Source organism: bacterium (assembly GCA_009926305.1).
Taxonomy (GTDB): Bacteria; Bdellovibrionota_C; UBA2361; order UBA2361; family RFPC01; genus RFPC01.
Genome location: RFPC01000039.1, coordinates 1 through 25,681, shown reverse-complemented (window position 1 = coordinate 25,681; position 25,681 = coordinate 1). Strand labels below are relative to the sequence as shown.

The window sequence follows — 25,681 nt, the reverse complement described above, 5'->3', positions numbered from 1 at the left end:
ATATACTCAGGAGCAGATGGGACGTTGCTGGCAACACATCAGGAGCCTGCAAACGTCCATATCTCTAGCTTTGGAAGCCGTATATATCCAGTGGGAGATTTCAATGGCGATGGTGTCAACGATATCATTGTTGGTGGGCCTTTTGATATTGCAATTTATAGTGGAGCAGATCTCTTAAGCGAAAATATACAGCCGATTACCACTATAGAGGGGACAGGGAGTGAGAATCCTATTTTTGTTAGACCGATAGCAAACCTCGGCGATTTTGATGGGGATAATGATGACGAAATCGCCTTTGCCACAAACTGGAACGGCAGTCCTTTTATCAATCTGCTGCGGTGGAATCAGAGTACGCAACAGACCGAATGGCTCCGTTTCCCACAGGCTATGCATGGTGTATCGAGTATACGTGGGATTTACTCAGCGGGAGACCTAACGGATGATGGCATTCAGGAGCTTGCGTTGCTTCTCCTTGATCAGCAAATAAATGGCACGGCGGTAAGTGTAAGAATTATCGATCCATACTGGCAGGACCCAATTATTGATCTTACCCCGGAGGATCTTCACTTCGCGCCCTACAGGGGCGCTGTCAGTCTAGCAGCAGGACAAGATGTAAATGGGGACGGATTTTTTGATGTAATTGTGGGTGATGCGAATGATTCAAGCGGTTTTGACATGTCTACTTACAACCAGAACGCGCCGCAGTCTCCTCCACTTGCTACCTATTTCCTGAATATCATCAATGCTGGCCGCATCACGATTACCTCGATATCGACGAACCACGGAGGCACCGCACTTCCAGATGTATGTGAGGTTGATAATCCATTTATTCCTCTGCCTCCTCCAGGGGATAATACCGGAGGAGGATCTGGTGGAAACTCTGGTGGTGGCTCCAGCGGAGATGCCGGCGGTAGCGGTTCGAGCGGCGGCAGTAACTCTGATAGTGGTTCTGGTAATGACTCCGGTAATGGCGCTGGTAGTGACTCTGATGGAAATACCAGTAGCGGTTCGAGCGGCGATGAGTCGACGATACTGTCAATGATTGGCTCGATTACTTCGGCAACCGAGTATTATCAAGATGGCCAAATAGTAATGGGCCAGGCGGAGAGAGCTGCCCTGAGAGATTCGCTGAGGAGTCTACGGAGGGAGATCAAAGAGCAGTATGCCGGAGCGGCAAGGAGGCGACGCTTGAAAAAATTTAAGCGAATCATGAAAAACTTTCGAATTGCGACAAAACAGGGGAATGCAACGAGTAGAAGAGTTCGTGCGTGGAAAAGGTTTTCCCGCATCTTATCGAGGATTTCCTAGAACGAGAGAGAGAGATTACGAGTAAGGGCCGTCTACTCCTCTACTCCTTGCCCCCTCTACTCCTTGCCCCCTCTACTCCTTGTTGGACAGGTAAGTTGGACAGGTGACCGACCTCAACTCGATACTTCCGATATCCAAACCGCTTAAAGCCCTTCGGAAAATCGTTGAACTCAGTAAAACGCTCATATCCTAGCTTTTCGTAAAACTCAGCCGCTTGCCAGCTCTGAGTCCAAAGCCATACCCCGGTGAGCACAGACGAAATGACATACTCTTGAATCTCCAGCATCAATGCGCTACCCACTCCATTCTCTCGATAAGCGGTATCCACCCACAGCTTGTCAACATATAACCAATCCCACAAGACTTCTGCCGTAGCCGCTCCAATCAGAGACGTTTCCTTGAAAGCAAGCCAATTCAAAGATGTCTTGGTAAAAGGCGGGGCATCTGTTGCTAGAGTATGCTGAGCGAACCCCTCTCTTATAACCTGACTCTCAGCTGGCAAAATCTCGCTCCTACACTCTATTTTCATTCCATAGTTCCCACTTTTTTGGTTGTACTCCTCACAGCATATTCGCCTTTGAGCCAGAGAAATTTCCCCCTAGATTTTGAAAAATTAAAGTTCTAGAGTTTCTGCAGAGAATGAAACCCTTGGCTCAATGAATCAATAGAACTCACAGCACAACGTGACACCATGAGCATTAGATCAAAGATGAGAATTAGATAAAAGAAATATGGAAAACAATACGTGCGACTTTAGTTTTGCTCATTACCGAGAAATGTTGGAAGTTCTCAAAGAGAATGGCTACACATTTTTAACCTTTCATGGCCTTTCTCAAATTGAAGAAAGTGAATTGCCAGAAAAAATAGTGCTTCTGCGGCATGATGTGGATAAATCAACCTCTAAAGCGCTTAAGTTTGCAGATATTGAATCGGAACTTTCTATCCCCGCAACGTATTTTATAAGACTGCATAGCAATTACTATAATCCGTTTTCATATGTCGCTTACAAAGAGCTCAAGGAGATAGAAACGAAACAGCATGAAATTGGCTTACATACTGAGTTTTTTGATATGGCCAAGATCAATAAGGAAGATGGCTATGAAATGCTTGAAAGAGAGATAGAAATTTTTCAACATATTTTTAAAACTCCCGTAAAAACCCTTGCTCCACATAGGACTTCAGGTTCATCAACCATGGAGCGTTTGCAAGAGAATTTAGAAAAAGTCTATCAAGGGTTGGGTATTCCCCATGCTTATCAGTCAATTTTTACGCATGACTTTAGATATTTGTCAGACAGTAGTGCCATTTGGAGAGAAGGCTGTCTGTGTCAACATTTGTTAAAGCATCACCGTTATCACATCCTCACTCATCCCTGCTGGTGGTTTGAGGAACATATAGAGTTAGAAGAGCCGCTAGTGTAAAGCAACTTCACGAGAAAAAATCGTGGGGCTTACTTGGCTCTTGTTTTCTATCTGTAAATTGACTCCGGGCAGCTAAGCGTTGTCTGTAGGGTGCCTTTGCCGGGAAAGAGATAGTTGAATAAGGACTCTGGATCCGAAACATTCGTTACGCCGTCTCCATTGCTAAAGCAGGTATTACAACTTTTTCTGATATGTGACTTGTGCAACTCTTTCTCTCTCTGCTCAACGTGTTGAAGCCCTTCGCAAAAATTTATGCTCCCTCCTCATTACATACCCCCAGTCTTTTTTTGCCAGGAGCTAAGGGTCGGGGATTAGCTTGATAAAGCAGCAGCTCCCTCGCAGAAGCGCCCGCCCTTTCTCACAGCGGTATCGGAGGGGGACATCAGGGAGGAAAGAAGAAAGGAAGGTGGTACCTGTTTCCGGGGGGAACGCTTTGAACTTCAGCGTAGCACAGCAATCTGGATACTCCGATGGGACTCTCTCGAATAGTCGCTTCAAAGAGGCTGCTCAGAAAGTAAAGGAACGCTCTCAGCTCAACCATCTCTTCCTTCTCTACTAGCGAGCTACTCTCATCCTACACCATTCTCCGCACCAAGATAGAATTTCAGAGCTATGGCAATATCTCCCTTATTCTGAATCTCGAGAGAACGTTTTGAAAAAATCCCTCCGGCTCTTTTAAAGGAGATATGTAACTCTGAACCGCCCCTCTTAACATGAATCTGATCGTTCCACATTCCCAAAAAATTGTTCTTAAAGTCCTCTCGCATAGATTTCTTGTCTTCAAACTCTCTCATCTTGAACGAACCAGGCGCACCAAGCAGCGAGAGACTCTTAACGGTTCCTAGTCTTAAGCGCTGAAGCTCAGGATAGCGGGGCAACTCCATATCGTCCGCAGCTTTAAATTCTATGTATCCGTTTCGTAGGAGTCGACCGTCAAGGACAAGAGCCCCCTGAGCAGGAATTCGGATGGGCCACCGATGCACTGGTCGTTCATAATAAGGAGAACCCTGCTCCTCTCCACAGTCAACAACCCCAACATGCAACGCATCTTCTGTAACTTTCGCTCCCTGTTCAAATTGTAAGTACTGAGGAGAAAATGCATACCCAAGAACCACCTCTGGGCAAGCCGCCAAACGGTTCTCCGAAAACCGCCAGACTTCTCTCACGGGAATTGGCTCTGCCGCCACTGGTTCTGGATTTTCAAAAAAGAGGGTCCGTTGCTTTATCGCTCCACCCATTCGATGTATAGAAGCCCGATTCTCTTCGCCAGCGAGGTAGGCTGCCAGCTCCTGAACCCTGGAAAAATTATATCTCTCAGGATGAGAAAAAAGATCTTCGAGTGGCGCTTCTATTACCTGGGATGCTTCTTGAATATCCTTCGGTATCTGTAACTCATCCAAACGGGAGTTTTTCGGTACAGCAAAAGGATAGTCAACTCGCCGACCCTCTTCTCTCCCACTCCTATCATCAAAGTCAGTCATCACATTCCTCAAGAAAAAACAGCATGCTCACAACCAGAGCTCTCTCAGCCGCGGTTATACGATACGGCTTTCAAGATTACTCGCCGAAAGCAGCGAACTTTCATGGGGTTATGCCATCATTTGAGGCAGAGATGGCTTAACTCAGCAAAATAGCTCTTCCACAATCATTTGTAGCTCGAGAGGAATCCGACTACATACGAAAATCCCTTAAAGAACTGATCCAATGAGAATGACTCGTTCGGGGCATGAATATTATCCTCCTCTAATCCAAAACCCACCAAAAGCGGCTCGGCATTCGCGACTTCTGCTAGACTCGCTACAATAGGAATCGAGGCTCCTTCCCACATCAACTCAACACTCCCCATCTGAAGATGTTCCAAAACGGTTCGAGCTCTCTCAATAACTGGACTCGATGCACTCACCGCAAGCCCAGAGCCACCACTCTCACTCTCAGAAATAGTAATCACTAACCCTTCAGGAGCTCGACGTAAAAGGTGGTCTTCTAATTTCCGAAGAGCACCCTCAGTATCTTGCGCTGCCACCGTTCGAGTTGTAATTTTCGCCACGGCATCCCGCGGAATAATCGTTTTCATCCCAGCACCCCCGTATCCAGAATGAATCCCATTGATCTCTACCGTGGGCCGAAATCCTCTTCGTTCGGCAAAGCTCCGGCCCTTCTCTCCCCCGACAGGCTGAACACCACTCATTGCTTGATACGCTTCCAAAGGGAGCTCCACCTGATTGGCAAGAGCGAGATCCTCAACATCTGGCTCAGGAACATCATCGTAAAAACCATCTACCGCAATCTTGCCATCCGCGTCATGAAGAGTTGCAAGTAATCGCGCAAGCTCCGTGGCTGGATTAGGGCAAACTCCCCCATGCACTCCTGAGTGAAGATCAGTCCGAAGACCAGAAAGACGAACCGTTAGACCCGCTATACCCCGCAGCCCCATGGTAATAGCTGATACATCAGCAGCTCGAGAGCCAGTGTCACAGACCATTAATATGTCCGCCTGAAGTCGCTCTTGCCAGGATTCAAGCGCGGCTGCAATCCCTCCACTCCCACACTCCTCTTCCCCCTCGATCAGGAATGCCACTGAGACAGGAAGCTCACCTTGCCCCTCTTGGAGCAGCGCCTCAACCGCCTTCACAAAATACATGACTTGCCCCTTGTTATCCTCGGCTCCCCGAGCGTAAAGCCTGCCGTCACGGAGTGTTGGCTCAAAGGGTGGTGTCGTCCACTCCTCTAAAGGATCTGCTGGCTGAACATCATAATGCCCATAAAAGAGTATCCGCGGTGCATCCTGCTGAGGCGAGCGGTAGCTAGCGTAAACTACTGGCTTCGCCTGAGTTTCTAGCAAAGATGCCTCAAGCCCTATGCTCGAGAGATGTTCCCGCAACCACTCTGCGCAACGAACGCACTCTCCTGCATACTCAGGATCAGTACTTATACTCTGAAACCTCAAGAAATCTGACCAATCGCGAAGGCATTTTTCTTCATCGTAGAGTTTACGAATTTGTTCTGCGGTTTTCATAACACTCCTTCATTTATCTCTTGCGCTTCGCGCTCTATTCACCTAATTCTATTGATACGAACAGTATTTCATCGTCGCAGAACTTTGAACAACTGCTCGTTTTGCAAGATACCAATATCACGAGCGGGAACATGTATCACGAGCAAGAACATGAGCCGCACGTGGTGGACAGGGTATGGGGGGGACGGGGTCTGTAGTGGACGGGGTCTGTAAGTAACAGGGTCTGTAAATAACAGGGTCGCGACTTAAAAACCTCACCAGCTACTGTTTCAATACGCTGCCAGGGCTTATTACGCTATAAGGGGCCGTTTATGACTGACTCACCGTTTATGACTGACTCAGTGGATTTTCACTCAGTGGATTTTCACTCAGTGGATTTTCACTCAGTGGATTTTCATGGAAATGACCAAATGACTGGAAGTGACCCGATTACTGAACGTTCATCATCAGCGCATAACAGCGAGGTTCAGAGCTGGCTTGGAACTCCAAAGACACGCGTGAGTAAGTCCCTAGAGAAAGAACCCGCCTATGGATGGCAAACTCTGGGAAGATGGGACTCGCTCTCAATCTCACTCAAAGACTGTATGGTTCCCCTCATGACAAGCGCGATACTCCTCGTCTCCCTTGTCTTTTCCGGGTGCAGCTCATTATTGGGAGGAGGGGGCGAAGACCCAGAAAGCTTAGCAAATAACAGTAGTAGCTATCTTGGCCTCTCAGAATCTGAACTGGATTCAGAGCTTGCAGCACGCTACGGAACAGGCTCAATTCCTGAAGCCGAAGGAGAAGGTCTTTTTAAGGATGTCCGGTTCGGGTTCGACTCCTATTCAGTAGACGACATTGCCCGTGAAAGAATTGCTCTCAATATCCAAGTGTTGAATGCGAACCCAGGCGTAAAGATTCAGTTAGAGGGGCACTGCGATGAGCGGGGCACTACTGAGTACAACCTTGCGCTCGGTCAGAGAAGAGCTGAAGCAGTCAGGGACGCTATGATAGCACTCGGTGTGGACAGAAACCGAATAGAAACGATCAGTTACGGGAGTGAAGTCCCCCTTGACCGTGCAAGCACTGAGGTCGCGTGGGCTGTTAACAGAAGGGTTCACTTTACTCCTTTCACCTACTAACGATCAGCCGAACTATCAGGAAAGACGCGCAGGAAGCCCAAAAGAACCTCATAAGTTCGGGGGGTTAGTTCATTACGGTTTCTTCTCTCATCTGAGTTGCCTAGCACATCTCCCGCTTCTATACTCCATGTTCGAAACCTTACCCTGCAATCAGAACCAGGAAAGAGACAAAGTGGCCTTTTGGAAATCTTCCCGTCTTTCGTTCTTTCTCTGGGTCAAGGATGCAAAACTGTGGTAGCAATAAACACTATGCTGATTGACTCGTTAGCCCTTCCTCAAGATCTCCGCACACTCGATGATGCGAGCCTGATACAAGTTGCCGATGAACTTCGAACAGAGCTCATCTCTCTTGTCAGTCAATCGGGAGGACACTTCGCCTCAAGCCTTGGAGCTACGGAGCTCTCAGTAGTACTTCACGCCATCTTCAATACCCCGGAAGACCGCATTATCTGGGATGTCGGTCACCAAGGTTATATTCATAAAATGCTCACGGGAAGACGTGACCAGATGAGCAGCATTCGGCAAAGGAACGGCCTCTCTGGATTCCTTCGTCGAGATGAAAGTGAATACGATGCTTTTGGGGCTGGCCATGCAGGAACCAGTATCTCAGCAGCAGTCGGTATGGCTCTGGCTTTCAAAAAACAGGAATCAGAACGGTATGTCGTCCCAATTATCGGTGACGGGTCACTCACTGCAGGAATGGCGTTTGAAGCTCTGAATCATGCAGGAAGCCTAGACCTGAAAAAGTTCATTCTTATTTTGAACGACAATGAAATGTCCATCTCAAAAAACGTGGGGGCACTCAGTTGGTTCTTCTCAAAAGCCGTAACTGGACAACGCCCAACAGCAATGCGAAAGCAGTTTAAAGAGTGGCATCGACAAGGATACATTCCTGAGTTCATCTATAAAGCCATAGATAAAGCTGAAGAGTCAGCAATGTCTTATTTTTCCGAAGCCTCAGACCTCTTTGAAGTTTTCGGCTTCCGCTATATCGGACCGGTGGACGGACATAACATTCCAGCTCTCAAGAAAGCACTTCTTAATGCAAAGCTACAAGAAGGTCCCGTTATCGTTCATGTGAAAACGGTGAAAGGCAAAGGGTTTGTTGCTGCCGAAAAAGATCCCCTGAAGTGGCATGGCGTTTCGCCATTTGATGTAAAACGTGCCACCTTCACAAAAACAGCAAAAGGAGATGCGCCTCCGCCTCCCCCCTCCTATACAAAAGTCTTTGGTCAAACACTCGTAGACCTCTGCAAAGCGGATGATAAGATCATCGGAATAACTGCGGCCATGCCGTCAGGAACGGGGCTCGACATGCTAGAGGAAGAGTGCCCAGAACAATTTTCAGATGTTGGTATCTGCGAACAACATGCTGTTACCTTTGCAGCGGGACTTGCTTGCGAAGGATATCGCCCGGTCTGCGCAATTTATTCCACATTCTTGCAGCGTGCTTTCGATCAGGTCGTGCACGATGTCTGCATTCAAAATCTCCCCGTTGTCTTTGCCCTCGATCGAGCAGGAGCCGTCGGAAATGATGGGGAAACACATCAGGGCTTATTTGATATCAGCTACCTGAGACCAATTCCGAATATGACTCTGCTTGCTCCAAAGGACGAGGACGAGCTCCGGCACATGCTCTTTACCGCGCTAAAACATAATGGCCCTATTGCTATTCGATACCCACGAGGGAATGGGATTGGAGTCTCGCTTGATAAGCCCCTTGAGCTGATTCCCATAGGGAAAGGTGAAGTTCTAAGGAAAGGAGAGCGAATTGCGTTCTTAGCGGCTGGGCCAGTTACTTATACCGCTCTTGAAGTGGCAGATGCCATTTGTAGTCAGTATGGAATTAACCCAACGGTGGCAAATCTTCGAAGCGTAAAACCAATTGACAGGAAGCTGATTCAACAAATTGGAAGAACTCACGATTACGTAATCACTATCGAAGACCAAACCCTCATTGGCGGTATCGGCTCGGCGGTGTTAGAGGTTCTCGGAGAAGAGATTGACGAGAGCACTCGCCCCACCTGCCTTCGATTTGGCGCCCTCGACGTGTGTACACCACATGCAAGCCAGAAAGAACAGTACGCCATGCATGGGTATGATGCGGCTTCAATCCTTGCGATTCTTCAAGAACGGCTTCGTCCCGTCTTCGGTCAATCGCTCAGTGATGTCCATCTTTCGGGCACCCGTCTCTCTGCTTAAACACAGAAACGAGCTAAGTGGCGCCCTTCACTGAAACCAGGTGCTGACACTGAACATCTCGCGCAATGCCTCATAGAATTTCGTATCGTTTACGAAACGACACCTGTTGTCTCATAAGACACGTGACCAAAAAAACTTCGCCCTATTTCAATTCGAAAAGCAGAAAGGCCCATTACAATCAGCATGTTAGCAACACTGACTCAATCGGCATCTCTTTTGCTAACTAAAAAGTGAAGCAACTCTGGAAGAGACTGCGATAAGAGAGTGCAACGAGTGAACGCCCTAGCTCATTACGAATGGATGGAACAGTCATGAAACGAGAAGATGTAAACGGTTACTTCACAAAAAATCTGTTTAGCCTACAACTTCAGATTAAATCTCTCCTCGATGGTGCAGGAGGAAGTGAAGCCGGCAAACTTCTTGACACACTCTCGGAGATGTCTGAGTCCGAGCAAACAATCGCTCTTGGTGTTTTCCAAAGAGCTCTCGACAAAATTCTTGAGGCTGAGATTCGTCTTCAAACACTTGAAGATAAAGCCCACAAGGACTTCGAGGAGACTCTCTACGAAGAAATCGTAGATGGAATAGCCGCCCTTAAAGTGAACTGCTCCGAAAGAGCTTTTCACGTAGTAGACGGTGGCAAGCTCCCAACTCGCAAAAAAGAGGACAAGCGCCCTCTCTGCTTTTCAACCGCCAAGCGGAAAAAAGCAGAAGGGCATCCTATTTTCTAGCAAGGATCCATGCTAATTCTCTGGGATTCAGGATTCACAGAACAAATGACAGCAGATTATTCAGTAGATGAAACTTCCCTCCGACACCATCTTTGGTGTTACGCCTCTGAATGATACACTGAGGTAGCATGGAAGCAGACGATAAACAAACTAGACCCGAACGAAAGCCAAAAGAGAAGGACAACATAAACTCTGATAAAGCGGTGTGTGCACTGCTAACAGTACAAGCAGAGCTTGGAAATGTTGTTCGCCTTGCGCGAATACTTGCGCGTGAGTCTCCACCGCTATCCGAAAACGAGGCAATGAAGACGGCAGAACACGTGGCAAGCCGTCTGAGGGCTTCTGGGGATGCCTTTGGTCAAGAAGCGGTGCTTTTTCAAGAGTTGATTCCCAAAAGGGCAAAAACTCTCCTGAGCTAGCAGCTCTCGGCTGCCCTGGCTGGATACTACGACTTATTCGATGGGTGTTGCTGCTCAACGGCGCGGCTGTTGCCCTTGGCATACGCTTCGGTGGCGAAGAAACTACAGTGGCATATTATCAAGTAACCGCACACCTTCAACCATAGCAGCAACCAAAATGCGGGCTGGATGCTCAGGAGCAATATCAAGAATTGGCTCCAGAGTCTCTTCATCAACTACTACAAGATATTCGAGGGTAATCTGCTTGCTTTCAATCAGCGGGTTTAATTCACTCATCGCTGCTAAGACTATATCTTCACTCTGTCGGCTCTGGTTCCGTCTCTCTTCTGCAGCTCGGCGCAATGAGCGTCCTAAAACCAAAGCTTGAATTCTTCCCTCAGACGACAGACGAACATTTCGCGAACTCATCGCTAGCCCATCTTCTTCTCGCACAAGAGGAGCACGCAGGATCTCGATATCAACGCCGAGATCTCCCACCATTTGCTCAATAACTCGCAACTGCTGAAAATCCTTTTCACCGAAAACAGCCGCATGCGGAGCCACAAGATTAAAGAGTATCGTAACGACTGTTGTAACCCCTGCAAAATGGCCGGGACGCCCAGCGCCTTCATAACATTCCGTCAACGCTCGAACAGAAACATGCGAAGAAAACCGCTCTGGATAAATCACACTCTCATCAGGAGCAAACACAAGGTCAACTCCCCGCTCCGCCAACAACGCCAAATCGCGAGCTTCATCACGAGGATAACGCTCTAAATCGGCTGTAACATTAAACTGCTTCGGATTTACAAAGATTGATACAACTGTCTTCGTGCCATGCGTCCGAGCCTGATCCACGAGCGACAAATGCCCCTCGTGCAATGCTCCCATGGTAGGCACGAGGACGATTGTTTCGCCAGCAGCCCGCATCCGACGGGACCACTGAGTTATGTCATTTCGAGTTCTTAAAACGTCCATACCGATAATTTCCCACCCAAATCAAAGAGGTCAGTTGCAAAGCCGCTAAAAACTCGCAACAATAAAACAGTTTTTAATTCTCGCGCTGCGGTGCCAGCTCACCATTGATTCTCGACATACGCGTTTGAGAGTCAATATCCGAGTTCCCGTAAGAAAACAACGTGACAGAAAACAACGTGACATAACAAATAGTAGCTGACCAAAAACGGTGCAGGGAACGTATACCAAGAGATGATACTGATGAAAATATTTCTTTCTCTCCCCAAAATTAGAGAAGTGCTCCTCTGTACTCGCCTCTATAATTCGCTGGGTCTTGTTGTATTAACGATCGGCATGAGTCAACTGCTCGTGGGATGCTCCTCCACCTCTTCAAAGCCAGTGGAGGAGGAATTAGTAAAAGAGGTGCCAATCAATGGGACGCCCTCTATTCAGGGAACAGAAAAAGAACTCTTTGCTTCTGCAAAAAAAGTGTATGCGAAAAACTACCTCCTTGTAGCGCAAGATTCATTTCGCTCAATCGTTGAAAACTATCCGCTTGGTCCGTATGCAGAATTTGCCTCGATAAAGCTAGCAGATACAAGTTTTATTCAACTTGATTTTGACGAGGCGGCAAAACTCTATGAAGAGGCGCTAAGAAACTACCCGCTCTCAGACAGCACGCCGTATATAAGAATGCGCGCGGGAAGAAGCTTTCAGTTGATGAATACTGATATAGGTCGCGATCGCGATCCGATAGAACGCGCCGTTGAACACTATCAGGAATTTCTGAGACGGCATCCGGACTCAATGTTTCGTCCCCAGGTTGAGGCCTATCTCGATGAAGCCTATCGATCTCTTGCTCAGCACGAGAAACTCGTTGCTGACTTTTATGAGCGACGGGGGCACCAGAGAGCTGCGCGTAAGCGCCATGCCCGCTACCAGAAAGTCATGCAGCAGTTTGGGATCACAGAAGAAAAAATGTTGGCGGAAAATGCCCCTGAAGAGGACGTCGTAAAAGCCTCCCTCAATCCTGCTTCCAAACTCGCAGCTGCTAAACTTACTACTGCCGAACTCAATAAAAGCGAAGTGAAAAATACTCGTTTGGAGAAAACAAGAGAAGAAACGTCTTCATCAGTCTCTGAACAGGGGCAGAACCCGAGCGAAAAATCCACTTCCACCAGTGTACTCCGTCCAACTTCTCTTCGAGATGTTTCGTGCTCAGTACGAGGAGGCAAGAAAGTCTCGATTGAGTTAGTAGCTTCTCCTCCCGCATCGTATGTTACAGAGGTCGGAGCTCCATCATCCGGTCTCGTCACCATCAGTCTTCCAGCCACGCTCCCACAAGCGATCAACCTTGAATGTTTTGATGGTGAGCCGCTCTCCATAGGAAAAGATGGGGTTCTCCGTTTAGAAAGCAACTCCCCGTTTATAGCGTTTCAAATGGATAATCCACCGCGAATTATCCTAGCAGAGAAGCAATAGAACGGATGGGATTACGCCCTTTGGGCCAAAGCTTTTCCGCACTGAGAACGTATCTCCTGATAAGTTCCTTTCTCAGCCATTATTCGGATCCTTTCTCCCCATTTTCTCATCGAAAAGAGGGTACCTAACTCCTTGCGGCTTCCTTATTATGAGCGATACTATGATGGTCATGTCTGAGCGCATCACCCCATCCCCACGATTTGATTTCGACTTGTTGTGTCGACGGCTGCTCACTCGTTCAAACATAGCGCGAGCAGCTTCTGGTTTATGGATGTTCAGCTGGGCATCTCTCTTTCTGCTGCTCATGCTAACAACGACTTTCATTATGAAAGAGCTCTTTACCCCTCCACCAGAAATTCAAAAGATTCGCTCAAGCACTGAAGAAGCACGAATGCGTAGAAAAGAAAATAAGCCAGCTGAAAATGCTCGGCGTTCGCCCCTCAGTCGAGCCGATGCCAGAGCCATTGAAAAAACAAAACTCTTTGGAATCACCGAAAGCGCTTCGAGCACATCAGTAGCAGAGGCCCCTACGAGAAAAACGGAGAGCAAGCCTCTGAACTTGACCCTCATTGGAATCTTCTACAACAAAGGTGGAGGCTCGAGTGCAATCATCGAAGATAAAAAGAAAAAAACTCAAGACGTATTTAGAGAAGGCGATGCGGTCTTTGAGGTTGCCAGCGTATCAAAGATTCACTCTTCCAAAGTAGAGTTAGATTATCAGGGGAAGATAGAAGTTCTTGTAATTGAGGACCTCCCCTCCGAGAGCTCGGCTTCCTCAAGCCCGCCTACTGACTCAGAAGAGATTGTGGTTCAAGAAACAGAATTAAATGAGGCTCTGGAAAATTTACCCCTTTTACTGACGCAAGCGAGAGCCGTACCATTCTATAAAGATGGACAAGCAGTGGGCTTTCGGTTGTTTGCCATTAAGTCGGGGAGCATGTACGAAAAGATCGGGCTCAAGAATGGGGATATTCTGAAAAATATCAATGGGAATAGTCTTGGAGATGTCAGTCAAGCGATGAAACTATTTGAGCAGCTTAGAGAGGAGAGAAATCTCACCTTAGAACTGGAAAGGAGTAGGAAACCAAAGACCTTCAATTATAGAATCCGGTGATAACGAATAGTCGCACCCGTCAAGATCGGTCGTGCTTTACAGAACCGTTATGACCCGAAAAAGAGCATAGGAAATGAAAAGAGCATTTACTCAGGAACACAGCGCTTACAATAATTCGAACGCACCATACTTGATGGTGCGACTCTCTACCGAGCAAATTTTCTCGCGACTACTACTCTCTACGGTGACCATTTCACTTTTTCTCCTGGCAGGCCCACTCTTTCTCGTAGCAGGGAGCCTACCCTCTCTTGATTTGTCAAATATCTCTTCTCTGCTTTCCCCACAGGCAGCTTATGCTCAAGTGCCAAAAGCAGATTCAGATGTTGCCACTGAAGGAACGATTATCAATGTAAAGAATGCCGACATCTCCGCGCTCATTCGACTATTTAGCGAAAAGACGCAACGGAACTTTATTCTCGATGAACGAATTCAGGGGAAAGTATCGCTCTACCTCCCCTCAGAAGTCTCGGCCGAAGAGTCCCTAAAGATTCTCGACTCCGTATTAGCGCTTAAAGGATTCTCCTCAGTGCCAATCGGCGAAAATCTGTGGAAAATCGTACCTTCAAAAGAAGCGATCCAATCGACAATTCCTACAATAACAGACGATGCGAGTCGCAAACACGATCCAACAGCAGCAGTCGTTACCCGTCTCGTGCACCTGAAATATATCAATGCGGATGACGCCAAGCAGATTCTCTCGCCCCTTGTCTCATCAAACGGATTAATCAATGCCTATACGGGAACCAATTCGCTTATCATTATTGATTCCGATGATAATATTGCGCGAGTAATCGAGCTCATCACTGGCCTAGACGTTGCTTCTCGTGGGCGGGACTTAAGCATCATTCCTATCGTTCATGCTGACGCGATTGATATCGCCACAAAGCTGCAAGATATTCTCGGAGAGAGTGAGGCACCAGGCGTGTCAGGCGGCTCAGATGGAAGCGATACTGCCAGCCGAATATCAGCCCTGCGGGCACGCATTCGAGAAGCAGCACGGTCAAGTGGCTCAACTGGAGGCAGTTGTTCCACCTCCACAAACACCGCTGCGACTATCTCCTCTGACGGCTCTACCATCTCTGCTCGTACTATCGAGCCAAAAATCATTGCGGATGAGAGAACAAACTCAATTATTGTCGTCGCTGATGATGAGACAACCGCCCGCATCCGAGGACTCGTTGATCAACTTGACAGCGAAACAAACAAAAGTGGTTTCAGGTTTTACGTCTACCGATGTCAACATGCAAACTCAGAGGAGCTCGCTGAGGTCCTCGCCAATCTTACGGGACAAGGAGGAAGTTCAGGAAGGAGCCAGGCGAACAGCACTTCCTCAGGAAGTCTTTCAAACGCTCAAAACAGACTTGCTTCCCAAACTCGAACTCCGGGGAGATCCCGCAATGAAAACAGCAATGGTGCCAATGGCTCTACTTCTGTAAATTTTGGCGACGACCTCTCTATTACCTCCGATCCCTCGACAAACTCGCTCATTATTTACTCAGATAAAGATGGATACGAAAAAATCGTTGACCTTTTACAGAGTCTTGATGTGAAGCCAAGGCAAGTTCTTGTTGAAGCACTTTTACTCGAAGTTCAACTCGATGACAGCCAGACAGATGCCCTTGAATGGCAGTCAACTGGCGGTGGTCAAGATGGTGGCTTTCTCGCTCAAAGCTCTTTTTCTGGGAACTTAGCAAGTCTCATAACAAATCCCACTGCCCTTTCAAACTTCACTATTGCAGCGGCGAGTGCTGGAACAATCACGGTCGGGGATCTGACCCTACCCTCGCAAGCAGTGATTTTAAATGCTGCTGCGAACAATTCGATGGTAAATGTCCTCAGCTCTCCGAATATTCTTGCTACAGATAACCAACAAGCAGAGATTGTCGTAGGTCAGAACGTTCCATTTATAGCAAGCACTTCAACCAGCGATCAAAACCTGAACAACACGTTTAACACCGTTGATAGACAAGATGTGGGAATCACTCTTCGGATTACTCCGCAAATATCATCGAATGATACGGTAAGGCTTGATATCTTTACGGAAGTCTCAAGCGTTCAAGAAACATCAGCTCAATCAGCACTGGGGCCAACGACAACTGTTCGTACCAGCGAAACGACTGCAATCGCAAAGTCTGGGCAGATGATTGTCATTGGTGGACTCATGTCAGACCAGGTTGACGAAGCCGACACCGGGGTTCCCTATTTAATGGATGTTCCAGTACTCGGCTATCTGTTCCGGAGCTCCACAAAAAGAACACGTCGGGTCAATCTCCTGATATTTATCACCGCACGGATTATTCGTGATCAATTCGACCACCGAGATATCACTAGCACTCAGAGAGATGAATTTCAGACGGGAATGGATGCCATAGATGCCTATCCACCGCGCACTACCGAACTCTATAGCCGAGAAATTGATCGGGTTATGCAAGCCGAGACACCTTCAGATGACGTGCCGACTCGTGTGCCAACTCGGAAACGATTAGTCCCAAACTCTGAGCTACGCTCTCCAGAACATGCACGATTACGCTCAAGCTCTGTGGAAGAGCCGACCTTCTTTGAAATGGAGGTTGATATTCCCCTTCCTGGAAGCCCATCATCAAATAAAAGAAATGGTGCCTCCGTATTCAAGACGTTACCGCCCAAGGCGGGGACTCCCGCATCAGAAAAAGCCGCCTCTTCTACCAACAATTTCATCCTGTTATCGGTAGAAAAAGATTCTCCAACTGGGCTGACCCCTCCGTTCCGAACCGAGCCGCATGTCGCCATTGAAGTCCCGCGCTCAGCAAACCACCTCCTTGGGGACTTTACTCCTGGAAAAACCCTGAAGTATGGCTCTCATAAAGATGGATTAACAGTGAAGGTACAAGCTGCGTTTCAAACGAGAGAACAAGCGCAAAAGAACCTGAAAGACCCGTCGCGCACCCTAACATGGTACGCCCTCAGCCCTTATGAGATTCTTAAATTTGGGCAGGGACCGTGGAGACGTGCTCCAGAGTGAGCAATAGCATTCAGATTCGCGATTATCCCTCAGATTGTGAGGCATCCCTCACAATCTGAGGCGAATGAAGCCATACGCTGTGAGTTATAGAAAAGTGGGGGCGCAACAGTTGAAATCAGGCTATAATTTCACGTGTGATACTCAGTAATCTGATTATAGGTCTAAATGAGTGAAGAAACGGAAGACATAATAGGCGAAGAGAATGAGGAAATCGAAAGTCACTCGCCTACCGATCTCAAGCAACTCGCTTCTCAGCTCGGACTCTCGTGGCAAGAAAAAGTTGGAGAGCCTGAACCGCCGGAAGATCTCATCATGGGAGATTTTGATAGAATCGTTGGTTCGTGGGCAAGGCAATTTCAAATCATTCCCATCGCAGCAAAAAATGGGCATATCATCGTAGCGACCGCAGCCCCACAAAACTCAGAAGCTCTTCAACATATTAGCATGTGTTACGGCAAGCCGATTGAGATAGTAGTGACCTCTCCTGAAGAGATTACAAAAGCCATCAACGCAATGAGAACCAGGCTCATGCGTAGCAAATCAAGTAGCCTCGACAGCGATACGGAAAAGGAAGACTCAGTCTTTGATGCGCTACTAAAAATTGATGTGACAGAAACTGAAGACGATGATGCTCCGATTATGCGTTACGTGAATGCCATCATCTTTAAAGCAAGCACGGAGCGGGCCTCTGATGTACATATGGAACCGTATGAAGACGCTCTGAAGGTTCGGTTCAGAATTGACGGGGTGCTCTATGATATAGATTCCCAAGATACCAGTCATCAAGCAGCAATCATCTCTCGCATCAAGGTGATGTCAGGGCTTAATATTGCCGAGAAGAGACTTCCCCAAGATGGAAGAATTGGGCTAAAGATTGCGGGCAAAGAGGTTGATATTCGAGTATCTACCGTTCCTACTCAATTCGGTGAACGAGTTGTTATGCGTTTACTTGATAAGTCGGGAACCGTTCTTGGCCTCTCTCAGATTGGTATCCGGGACAACAACCTTACGGCGATTCAACGACTGATCAAAAAGCCTAATGGAATTTTCCTCGTAACAGGGCCGACTGGCTCCGGTAAATCTACCACGCTGTACTCGTGCCTGACTGAGATAAACACTCCCGAGCTCAACATTCTGACGGTTGAAGATCCAATCGAATATCAACTCGCGGGTATCGGTCAGATGCAGGTCAATCCAAAGATTAATTTTACATTTTCATCGGGGCTCAGAGCTATTCTCCGACAAGATCCTGATGTGGTCATGTTGGGGGAGATTCGCGACGCGGAGACAGCCGAGATAGCCATTCAAGCCTCCCTGACCGGACACTTAGTTCTTTCAACTCTTCATACCAATGATGCTCCTGGAGCAGTCACTCGACTCATCGACATGGGGATCGAGCCGTTCCTTGTCTCGTCAAGCTTACTAGCCGTTATGGGGCAGAGATTGGTTCGTCGGCTTTGCACATCATGCAGAGATCCGTACGAATTGTCCGATGAGGAGCTGATTGAACTCGGACTTCATCCTGGGGGCAAATGGCCAAGACAAGCGTTCCGACCTGGAACAGCTCAGTGCGAACAGTGTCAAAATACCCGATATACGGGACGAACTGGTATTCACGAGCTGCTCATCATTGACGAGCCCATCCGTTCACTGATCCTACAACGGAGTGATTCTGTTACCATCCGCGCGACAGCGCTTGAGCGCGGGTTTGAACCGCTTCGAATAGACGGAGCTATGAAAGTACTTGAGGGGGTAACTTCTGCAGAAGAAGTTATTCGCGCAACACATGAAGAGGTAAGCCAAGCAGATCTGAGCTAAGCACGTTATGCCAGTATACGAATACATCGCCATCAATAATTCAGGAAAAAAGACAAAGGGACGTCTCGACGCCGAAAATGAGCGGATGGCTCGCCAAAAACTGAGGCGCAGTAATTTATTCCCTACCACCATAAAAGAAGCAAGCGCGAAAGTAACAAAGCAAACTGATGACGTGCTTCATTTCTTGAAATCCGACAAAGTCACGATGAAAGAACTCTCGCTAACAACGAGACAGTTCGCGACACTCCTTAATGCTGGCCTTCCACTGGTGAGTGCGCTGCAAGCCCTCGGAGAACAGACGGACTCTCACGTTATGCAAAGAGTGCTCGTAGAGCTACGAGAAGGGGTACAAGAAGGCGACTCTCTTGCCAAAAGTCTCGGGATGCACCCCAAAATATTCCCCCGCCTCTACACCAACCTTGTTGCCGCAGGGGAAGCTTCGGGCACCCTCGATCAGGTGCTTGAAAAACTGGCCGACTACCTAGAAAGCCAAGTTGCGCTTAGAGGAAAAATTTTCTCTGCACTCACATATCCCGTTGTGATGATGGTAGTCTGTTTTCTCGTGATCATCGGGTTGCTGGTAGGCGTAATCCCAAAGATTGTAGAGATATTCGTAAAACAAGGGCTAGACCTCCCCTTGCCCACTCGAATTGTTATATCTGGCTCAAACTTTCTTATTAGTTACTGGTGGCTACTCATCCTTTGCACCATCGGACTGGGAGCTCTTGCCACCAACTACTACCGAAGTAAAAAGGGAAGAGAAAAAGTAGATCTCTGGCTCTTGCAACTTCCGCTCATTGGGCCGGTGTATGTTAAAGTGATTACTGCCCGCATTGCGAGCACGCTGTCGGCTCTTTTAGGGAGTGGTGTTGAGCTCCTCAGAGCTTTAGACATTACAAAAAATATTATTGGTAATGTGCATGTTGTCTCTATGCTTGAAGAGTCTCGGGAGGGTGTCAGAGAGGGAAAAAACTTAAGCAGCGAGATCATGCGTCATAAGATTCTCCCCTCCATGATCTCAAGAATGATTGCTATTGGAGAAAAGAGCGGAGACCTTGAGCATATGCTCGAGAAAGCCTCCACTACTTATGATAATGAAGTGAGCTCCACTCTGGAAGGACTCACCTCGCTTTTAGAGCCACTGCTTATGGTTACCGTCGGCATAATCGTGCTGATTATCGTTGTCTCAGTACTCCTCCCAATGACAGAACTCATGAATGTAGTCGCGCTCTAAAGCAAAATATCCCCTCAGCAAGCGAAGGCTCTCCCAAAAACGAGCTTTAGAGCTATTATCCCCTTTTCTCTTGTGGAGTTTTACACCATGCTAGATCTGATACCTAACGAATTTTGCATCGCGGTCAACTGTGCGAGATGTACAGTCTGCTCGGTTTGCAGGTAATGCTAAAGCATGCTGATAGAGGAAAAAAGAATGGAAGAGAAAATGGCACTCGGTAGAGGTTTATCATCAAATGGAAGTTCGAAGGGAAGGCGGAAAAAACATACAGCACATGGGATGCACGGATTCACACTCGTAGAGATTATGGTAGTCCTTGTCATAATCGGACTCCTCGGCTCCTTCCTTTTTGGAAAGATATTCTCAAGCGGCGAGAAAGCAAAGGCGAATCTGAATAATTTAAAAATGAAGACTCTTTCTCAAAAAATTAGTGAATATCAACTGATGTACAACCGCCTTCCTGCTTCCTTAGAGGATCTGTCACAATGTAATGATGTAACTGGTCCAGGCTGTGTTCCTCTTATTGATGAAGGGGACGATACCGTACTCGATGCCTGGGGGAACCCTTTTACCTATGCCACAGAGGGCTCCCGCACCTTTCGGATCACCAGCCTTGGGGCTGATGGAAGACCTGGAGGCGAAGGAGTAAACTTTGACTTTAATGTCGTAGGGCCTTAGGGAGGAAGAAAGTAAGCGCCTGAGGGAAGGAAACAGGCGAGAACGTGTCTCGATAATCGGACTATCCTCTCGCTTGAGGTCTCGGACGAAGGGGACGGAAACTGTATGAGACGACTCAGAAGATGGCTGTGTTAAGAAACTTTTGCCAAGACATGAGAAGGCAAGATGTGCGGAACCAGAGTTCGCAGAGCCCAGCTCTCATGCCCAAAAAGTTTGAGGCAAACACAGCATTTCTCTGGGGTCAGAGCCGTCACCATGGGTTCACAATTATCGAACTTGCTATTGTCATCCTTGTTATCTCAGCCCTTTTTTTCGTAGGTTTTGGCAGCTCTTCATCACCACAATTTTGGAGGAGACAAGCAGCACTTCGTGAGTTGAATGAAACCATGAGGTTTCTCTTTCATCAAGCGGTGGCGGATCAGACCTATTACCAGATAGAGTTTGACTTGAAGTCCTCCACATATACTGTTGGAGCCATAATCCCCGAGCCAGAAACTGACGAGAGGCTCGCGGAGTTCGGCGGCGATGCCGGAAACATATCGCTCGAGCTAAACGCTTTTCTCAACCCTTCCTATGGCCAAACACACACCGTTATTCCACCTCCGACATTCCCCTCGCTGGGAGATCCGCGGCAATTACCGAAAGGAATCCAAATCGAGGCTATCTATACACCGAAGGGATGGACTCGCAGGAGCGAAGATAAGCTCGTTCGCATTCGATTTTCCCCGAAAGGCTTCGCTGAATTTGTCGCGCTGCACTTACTCATCGGAGATAAACAAGAAATGACTCTGGTTAATAATCCATTTACTGGAATCACTCAGACATTCAATGAGTGGAAGGACTTTGAATGGACTTTTGCAGAGAAAAAGATATGAAGCGATCACAGCAGGGATTTACATTTCTTGAAGTCATAATAGCACTAGCAGTTTTAGCGAGCGCGCTGACCATTATCCTTGGACTACAAAGCGCTCTTGTTCAACGCACCGTCTTAGAGCGACAACAGCGAGAAGCGACGAGGCTTGCAAGAGAGATATTGAGCGCGGTCGAAGCAAGAGAATCTGCTGGTGATCCGCTTGAAGTAGGGACATTTAATGGGACACCAGAAGAAATTTTTAACGGTATTCTCCCAAGCGAACAGATTCAGCGTGACTCCTCTCTTGATGCAACAGACTTCCAATATGAAGCTCAGCTTAGCGTAGAATATTGGGGGATAGATAAAAGTGATAAGGCTATGAAACGAATTAGTCTCTTAATTTCGTGGGGAGAGCGTCGTCCTGAATCACTTCAACTCGCCTTTTTTATCCCATTCGATGAAGATGAGGTTACTGAGGAGGAAAATGAAGAAAACTCATGAAAGCTCTCTCGGCTTCACCTTGATCGAGGTCCTCCTTGCTATTACGGCACTCTCAATAATGCTCACCCTCTCCTATTCGACTCTTTCGAGCCTTCTCTCTGCTAAGAGTATCGTCGAGGATGAACAAGAGGTAGAGCGTTTAGAGCTTGTCCTGATAAAACGCCTTTCGCGAGAACTTCAACTTGCCTCAGCAGGAATGCCACTGATGCCCCCCGAAGGTGATACGGAGACACGCTACACTTCGGCTGACAACCTCATCGGAAAGCAAGGAGAACTATCAAATGGACTGCCAGGCGATAGCATAACTTTTATCGGCATGCATGCAGGTCAGAGTTTTCTGGAAGACCGTTCTGCTAATACCGGACTCGTCCAAATCACTTACTCCCTCAAAAAAGATCCAGAAAGAGCAGCCCAAGCACCCTACGAGGTATTCTCTCTCATCAGAGAGGAGATACCGTATAAACGGCCGTTTCAAGAGGCCTACAAAAAAGCCATTCGCTTCCCCCTTGCTGAGACGGTTGAAAGCCTCTCATTTGAATACTTCGATATGGCAACAAATGAATGGTCCAGGACCTGGGGAGAGGACAAAAAGAAAGAGCTTCCAGCGATGGTACGGTGTGCCATTACCCTCAGAACGCCCAAAGAGATTCCCAAGACCATTAGTGTAACCGTGCCAATGAGAGCCAAAAGGCGTGCTCGACGTTAAGATCCGTCTTCATGATGATTCACGCCTTTCGGGTCGTAAAAGAACACTCTACAATCAGGGGAGATTAGGGGAGATGGCACACAGTGAATTCGCCGCAAAAACTCATTCTGAGCATTGATGCTACAAGACCGCACATTCGTGCCGTCCTCTTATCTGGAGAAGGGGCAGAGACTTCGATTGAAGAGGACATTGTCGTCGACGGCTCTGCTTGGTGGAACTCGTACTTCGATTTAGATGGCTCTTATCGTGACAACTCAACGCTTAATGGCAATAACGGTGAATTGGCAACGAATGATGAGACAGCAGCAGCATACCTGGCGCCATTTCCCATACGTGAGATATTAGAACAATTCTCAGAGAGAAAATTTACCGAATCAATCGTTATTCTGCCACCACATCAAGCAACGACACTCCGTTTAGAGCTCCCCTTTACACAAACTTCCTACCTCGCTCAGGTAGCGCCAATGGAGGCACAGGATAAACTTCCTTTCTCGGTAGACATGTTTCATTGTCACGCCCGACCAATCGCACAACCTATTGATCAAAAACAAAATGCCACCTCTCATGAACAGCCCACAGTTCGGGTTGACCTCTATCCTGAACATATACTGGCGAATCTGCTTCAAGAGTGCCATGAGGCTAATTTTGAGCCGTCAGTCCTGACGATTCCTGCGGCACTCGGCGAATTCTGTCGAGCACTCTACCCGAAGTATATCAAAGAGAATTGTGCGATTGTCTTTTCCTCAGAGGGAGCTTACTCAGTCTCTTTCCTCATAGATGGAGAACCTTCGACATATTTTTCAATTCCCTTCGACGCGAGCACCAGCAGAACGGAATTCCCCGGAGAGCATCTTCTGAATGTTTGGATCAGTGCGACCGAGGAGCTCAATCAGTGCCATATAGAGCGCATTTATTTTGTCGGCGAGCGGGAGGAATTTGCAATCTGGGATGCGGAAGAGGTGAAAAAACCAGTAGAATTCCTCTCGTATGAGGACCTTGTGCCAAAAAGCTCTCCAGAGCTCGGGCTATCATGCCTTGTGACAACTGGATTCGATGAAAAGCTCTCTCGATATGGACAGTTCACTCCTAATTATCGTACTGGCAAGTTTCTTTTTCGACCCTATGTTCGGAATTTAATCGATGGGATACGGTCGCTATTGCTTCCGATAGCCGTAATTATACTAGCAATCGCTATTCTCCTTCCGATGCGATTCTACGCACGAGAATACCGGATTACCTCTCTTCAAGATGAAATCAATTCTGTAGTGAAAGAAGCTCTGAGAAAGCCTAATATAGAGCAGGGAACAGAGCTCACTATAGTTCGACAAGAAATCGCAACCGTTCGAGATATTTTACAGCAACTTGGAACCAGCACTTCTATCCCATTACAAAAAGAACTCGCCCTTATCCTCGAGACCCTTAAAGATGTTGATGTCTCCATGATTCGTCGGCTTAATATTCTTTCGGATAAGACAATCATTGAATGTTTTGCGGCTTCGTACAGTGTTGTGGAGAAAATTAACGAGGCTTTTCAGAAGCATTCAGAGAATTTTTGCGATGTAGAAGTAAAGGTTGAGAATCGGTCGCGCCAGAAAGCAACACAACTCGAAATCATTCTTAAGAAGGTATGCTCCACGTGAAGAATAAAGACGCTATAGATGAAAAGAAACACAAGAGCACCGCTTCTCTGCCGCAATATTGGGAGAAAGCTCGGAAAAGCTCTAAAAGTTGGTTTCGGGGGAGAACAGCAAGTGAGAAACGACTCGTCCTTATCGCACTCGGAATAGCAGTAAGCATGGGACTCTATTCTTCGATAGAGTTTGGAATTCAAGTGTTCTCAGAACAACGAGCTCGTCTGACAGAACTTGAGAAAACCATCGGATCACTTCCCCCCCTGATTCATCAACTTCACCGCCTAGAAGAGCAAAAGCTTACATCCCTGGAGCGATTCTCAAAAGCTGCTCGACAACAAGCAGTATGGAGCCATCTTGACGCACTACTAAAAAAAAGTGGGCAGGATAAACTGGATGGGAACATACAACGCCTAGGAGACTCAAATAAGGCTATTGGAGAGGACTTCATTCAGCACTCTTTCACTGTTACCTTTCAGAAAATTTCACAAGAAGATTTAGCGGATTTTCTAAAACGACTCTCATCGGATGAAAAACGCCCTGCTGTCATAACGAAAATGACTCTTACGGGAAGAGGAAGCTCGTTAAACGTCGTAGTGTCGCTAGATATCATAACTCGGCGAGTTTGAAAAAAGGAACCATAGCTCCATGCGTTCATTCCTAAAAAGTAGAGTACTCTGGGGGTTATTGGCTGCTGTTTTGCTTGGCCTATTTCTTGTTCCGAGAACTATTTATGCGAGTCTGATTGTTCGTCTCATTGAAAAAAATATAGACACTTCAGAGATATTCATAAGCATGCGAGAGCCCGACCTCGCCTTCATCGGAATTTCATTTCAAGAAATTGTAATTCGTCCGCGACAAAGCCCGATTCTTCTATCACTAGAAAATGTACGCATTCGCCTTGGTCTTAAGAAGATCTTCTCGACTGGCCCTCAGCTCCTTATTGATGGTGATTGGCTTGGTGGACACTTAGAGATAACGGCAAACGCCTCGAGCAGACAAGCCGTAGCGCAGCTTCGCAATGCAGACGTAACAAGACTTCCCTTCGTTGGGGGGCTTGGATTTCAACAAGCACAGCTACAGGGACGAATCTCGATCACGGAAAATCCCGCGGCCGATCCACCCTTCGAATTTGAGTCAATCGAGATAATGCTCGATAAGATTAATAAATCTGAGGAAACAACCCTGTATCCTCAACTTACAGGCCTACCGATGCCTATTACTATCCCAGCACTCATTGAGAGCTCAATAGAAATCAAAGGGAGTGTTAACCCCGAGCTAGTTAACATAACGCAGGCCCGACTTCTCTCGTCCCTGGGAAATCTGGAAGGAACGGTACGTATCGACAGACCGAACTCTTATGACAGAAAAATAGCAGTTGGCCTTGATGGTATCTTAAGTGAAGGGGGCTTTAAACTTCTCAAGGGACCAGTAGAGCTGTTCAGTAAAAAACGAGTTACCAGTCACTCTCAACCTTTTCGCTTAGACTTTCGTGTGCCGCCAAAGCCA

21 protein-coding genes and 1 pseudogene are annotated in these 25,681 nt (G+C 47.4%); 18 read left to right on the top strand and 4 right to left on the bottom strand.

The window, feature by feature from the left end; translation table 11 throughout:
• Positions 1 to 846: 846 nt before the first annotated feature.
• Positions 847 to 1,020: pseudogene (locus tag EBR25_07825) on the top strand (WXG100 family type VII secretion target).
• Between the two features lie 328 nt (positions 1,021 to 1,348).
• Here EBR25_07825 and EBR25_07820 read toward each other — a convergent pair.
• A complete protein-coding gene (locus EBR25_07820; protein ID NBW40894.1) occupies positions 1,349 to 1,837 on the bottom strand; it encodes a GNAT family N-acetyltransferase in 489 nt (162 codons plus the stop codon).
• A gap of 202 nt (positions 1,838 to 2,039) precedes the next feature.
• Here EBR25_07820 and EBR25_07815 point away from each other — a divergent pair, with 202 nt between their 5' ends.
• Entirely contained in the window at positions 2,040 to 2,729 is a 690-nt protein-coding gene (locus tag EBR25_07815) for a hypothetical protein (protein NBW40893.1), read from the top strand.
• Positions 2,730 to 3,298: 569 nt separating this feature from the next.
• On the opposite strand, the gene EBR25_07810 is transcribed toward EBR25_07815, so the two are convergent.
• Both EBR25_07810 and EBR25_07805 read right to left on the bottom strand, forming a co-directional pair.
• Positions 3,299 to 4,210: a hypothetical protein gene (locus EBR25_07810; GenBank protein ID NBW40892.1), complete on the bottom strand. Its 912-nt coding sequence runs from the start codon at positions 4,208 to 4,210 to the stop codon at positions 3,299 to 3,301.
• Positions 4,211 to 4,374: 164 nt separating this feature from the next.
• Positions 4,375 to 5,745 carry a M20/M25/M40 family metallo-hydrolase gene (locus EBR25_07805; protein ID NBW40891.1) on the bottom strand — a complete coding sequence of 457 codons (1,371 nt, stop codon included), beginning with the start codon at positions 5,743 to 5,745 and terminating at the stop codon, positions 4,375 to 4,377.
• A gap of 311 nt (positions 5,746 to 6,056) precedes the next feature.
• On the opposite strand from EBR25_07805, the gene EBR25_07800 reads away from it, so the two are divergent.
• The 4 genes from EBR25_07800 to EBR25_07785 all read left to right on the top strand — a co-directional run bounded on the left by EBR25_07800 (position 6,057) and on the right by EBR25_07785 (position 10,218).
• A complete protein-coding gene (locus EBR25_07800) occupies positions 6,057 to 6,866 on the top strand; it encodes an OmpA family protein (protein ID NBW40890.1) in 810 nt (269 codons plus the stop codon).
• 249 nt (positions 6,867 to 7,115) lie between these two features.
• Positions 7,116 to 9,068 (top strand): 1-deoxy-D-xylulose-5-phosphate synthase, encoded by a 1,953-nt coding sequence (dxs, locus tag EBR25_07795; protein NBW40889.1) that lies wholly within the window; start codon positions 7,116 to 7,118, stop codon positions 9,066 to 9,068.
• Between the two features lie 296 nt (positions 9,069 to 9,364).
• Entirely contained in the window at positions 9,365 to 9,799 is a 435-nt protein-coding gene (locus tag EBR25_07790; GenBank protein NBW40888.1) for a hypothetical protein, read from the top strand.
• Positions 9,800 to 9,927: 128 nt separating this feature from the next.
• Positions 9,928 to 10,218, top strand: coding sequence for a hypothetical protein (locus EBR25_07785; protein ID NBW40887.1), 291 nt, complete (start codon positions 9,928 to 9,930; stop codon positions 10,216 to 10,218).
• Between the two features lie 102 nt (positions 10,219 to 10,320).
• Here the strand turns inward: EBR25_07785 and EBR25_07780 are convergent, their stop codons facing one another.
• Positions 10,321 to 11,175 (bottom strand): pantoate--beta-alanine ligase, encoded by an 855-nt coding sequence (locus EBR25_07780; protein ID NBW40886.1) that lies wholly within the window; start codon positions 11,173 to 11,175, stop codon positions 10,321 to 10,323.
• A gap of 231 nt (positions 11,176 to 11,406) precedes the next feature.
• Between EBR25_07780 and bamD the strand changes: the two genes are divergently transcribed.
• From bamD to EBR25_07720, 12 genes are all read left to right on the top strand, one after another.
• On the top strand, positions 11,407 to 12,636 hold the full coding sequence (gene bamD / locus EBR25_07775; GenBank protein NBW40885.1) for an outer membrane protein assembly factor BamD: 1,230 nt from the start codon (positions 11,407 to 11,409) through the stop codon (positions 12,634 to 12,636).
• Positions 12,637 to 12,784: 148 nt separating this feature from the next.
• The gene (locus EBR25_07770; GenBank protein NBW40884.1) at positions 12,785 to 13,750 is read left to right on the top strand and encodes a hypothetical protein; all 966 of its coding nucleotides are present in this window, start codon (positions 12,785 to 12,787) and stop codon (positions 13,748 to 13,750) included.
• 73 nt (positions 13,751 to 13,823) lie between these two features.
• Positions 13,824 to 16,751, top strand: coding sequence for a type II secretion system protein GspD (gene gspD / locus EBR25_07765; protein NBW40883.1), 2,928 nt, complete (start codon positions 13,824 to 13,826; stop codon positions 16,749 to 16,751).
• A 165-nt stretch (positions 16,752 to 16,916) separates the two neighbouring features.
• Positions 16,917 to 18,569, top strand: a complete 1,653-nt coding sequence (gspE, locus tag EBR25_07760; GenBank protein ID NBW40882.1) for a type II secretion system protein GspE — start codon at positions 16,917 to 16,919, stop codon at positions 18,567 to 18,569.
• A gap of 7 nt (positions 18,570 to 18,576) precedes the next feature.
• Positions 18,577 to 19,803, top strand: coding sequence for a type II secretion system protein GspF (gene gspF / locus EBR25_07755; protein ID NBW40881.1), 1,227 nt, complete (start codon positions 18,577 to 18,579; stop codon positions 19,801 to 19,803).
• Positions 19,804 to 19,977: 174 nt separating this feature from the next.
• On the top strand, positions 19,978 to 20,481 hold the full coding sequence (locus EBR25_07750) for a prepilin-type N-terminal cleavage/methylation domain-containing protein (protein NBW40880.1): 504 nt from the start codon (positions 19,978 to 19,980) through the stop codon (positions 20,479 to 20,481).
• A gap of 122 nt (positions 20,482 to 20,603) precedes the next feature.
• Entirely contained in the window at positions 20,604 to 21,356 is a 753-nt protein-coding gene (locus EBR25_07745; protein NBW40879.1) for a type II secretion system protein, read from the top strand.
• A complete protein-coding gene (locus EBR25_07740) occupies positions 21,329 to 21,835 on the top strand; it encodes a prepilin-type N-terminal cleavage/methylation domain-containing protein (protein NBW40878.1) in 507 nt (168 codons plus the stop codon). The genes EBR25_07745 and EBR25_07740 overlap by 28 nt, the downstream gene beginning before the upstream one ends.
• On the top strand, positions 21,792 to 22,541 hold the full coding sequence (locus tag EBR25_07735) for a prepilin-type N-terminal cleavage/methylation domain-containing protein (protein NBW40877.1): 750 nt from the start codon (positions 21,792 to 21,794) through the stop codon (positions 22,539 to 22,541). The genes EBR25_07740 and EBR25_07735 overlap by 44 nt, the downstream gene beginning before the upstream one ends.
• A gap of 83 nt (positions 22,542 to 22,624) precedes the next feature.
• Positions 22,625 to 24,181 carry a hypothetical protein gene (locus tag EBR25_07730; protein NBW40876.1) on the top strand — a complete coding sequence of 519 codons (1,557 nt, stop codon included), beginning with the start codon at positions 22,625 to 22,627 and terminating at the stop codon, positions 24,179 to 24,181.
• Positions 24,169 to 24,801: a hypothetical protein gene (locus EBR25_07725; protein NBW40875.1), complete on the top strand. Its 633-nt coding sequence runs from the start codon at positions 24,169 to 24,171 to the stop codon at positions 24,799 to 24,801. The genes EBR25_07730 and EBR25_07725 overlap by 13 nt, the downstream gene beginning before the upstream one ends.
• A gap of 19 nt (positions 24,802 to 24,820) precedes the next feature.
• Positions 24,821 to 25,681: hypothetical protein (locus EBR25_07720; GenBank protein NBW40874.1), on the top strand; the 861-nt coding region annotated here is incomplete at its 3' end.

Excerpts from the sequence above, each read along its gene's own strand:
- EBR25_07810 (NBW40892.1), bottom strand. The coding sequence starts at position 4,210 with ATGACTGACTTTGATGATAGGAGTGGGAGAGAAGAGGGTCGGCGAGTT.
- EBR25_07735 (NBW40877.1), top strand. The coding sequence starts at position 21,792 with ATGAAGATGAGGTTACTGAGGAGGAAAATGAAGAAAACTCATGAAAGC.
- dxs (NBW40889.1), top strand. The coding sequence starts at position 7,116 with ATGCTGATTGACTCGTTAGCCCTTCCTCAAGATCTCCGCACACTCGAT.
- gspE (NBW40882.1), top strand. The coding sequence starts at position 16,917 with ATGAGTGAAGAAACGGAAGACATAATAGGCGAAGAGAATGAGGAAATC.
- EBR25_07725 (NBW40875.1), top strand. The coding sequence starts at position 24,169 with ATGCTCCACGTGAAGAATAAAGACGCTATAGATGAAAAGAAACACAAG.
- EBR25_07780 (NBW40886.1), bottom strand. The coding sequence starts at position 11,175 with ATGGACGTTTTAAGAACTCGAAATGACATAACTCAGTGGTCCCGTCGG.
- EBR25_07815 (NBW40893.1), top strand. The coding sequence starts at position 2,040 with ATGGAAAACAATACGTGCGACTTTAGTTTTGCTCATTACCGAGAAATG.
- EBR25_07770 (NBW40884.1), top strand. The coding sequence starts at position 12,785 with ATGAGCGATACTATGATGGTCATGTCTGAGCGCATCACCCCATCCCCA.
- bamD (NBW40885.1), top strand. The coding sequence starts at position 11,407 with ATGATACTGATGAAAATATTTCTTTCTCTCCCCAAAATTAGAGAAGTG.
- EBR25_07800 (NBW40890.1), top strand. The coding sequence starts at position 6,057 with ATGACTGACTCACCGTTTATGACTGACTCAGTGGATTTTCACTCAGTG.
- gspD (NBW40883.1), top strand. The coding sequence starts at position 13,824 with ATGAAAAGAGCATTTACTCAGGAACACAGCGCTTACAATAATTCGAAC.
- EBR25_07805 (NBW40891.1), bottom strand. The coding sequence starts at position 5,745 with ATGAAAACCGCAGAACAAATTCGTAAACTCTACGATGAAGAAAAATGC.
- EBR25_07745 (NBW40879.1), top strand. The coding sequence starts at position 20,604 with ATGGCTGTGTTAAGAAACTTTTGCCAAGACATGAGAAGGCAAGATGTG.
- EBR25_07820 (NBW40894.1), bottom strand. The coding sequence starts at position 1,837 with ATGAAAATAGAGTGTAGGAGCGAGATTTTGCCAGCTGAGAGTCAGGTT.
- EBR25_07740 (NBW40878.1), top strand. The coding sequence starts at position 21,329 with ATGGACTTTTGCAGAGAAAAAGATATGAAGCGATCACAGCAGGGATTT.
- gspF (NBW40881.1), top strand. The coding sequence starts at position 18,577 with ATGCCAGTATACGAATACATCGCCATCAATAATTCAGGAAAAAAGACA.
- EBR25_07750 (NBW40880.1), top strand. The coding sequence starts at position 19,978 with ATGCTGATAGAGGAAAAAAGAATGGAAGAGAAAATGGCACTCGGTAGA.
- EBR25_07790 (NBW40888.1), top strand. The coding sequence starts at position 9,365 with ATGGATGGAACAGTCATGAAACGAGAAGATGTAAACGGTTACTTCACA.
- EBR25_07785 (NBW40887.1), top strand. The coding sequence starts at position 9,928 with ATGGAAGCAGACGATAAACAAACTAGACCCGAACGAAAGCCAAAAGAG.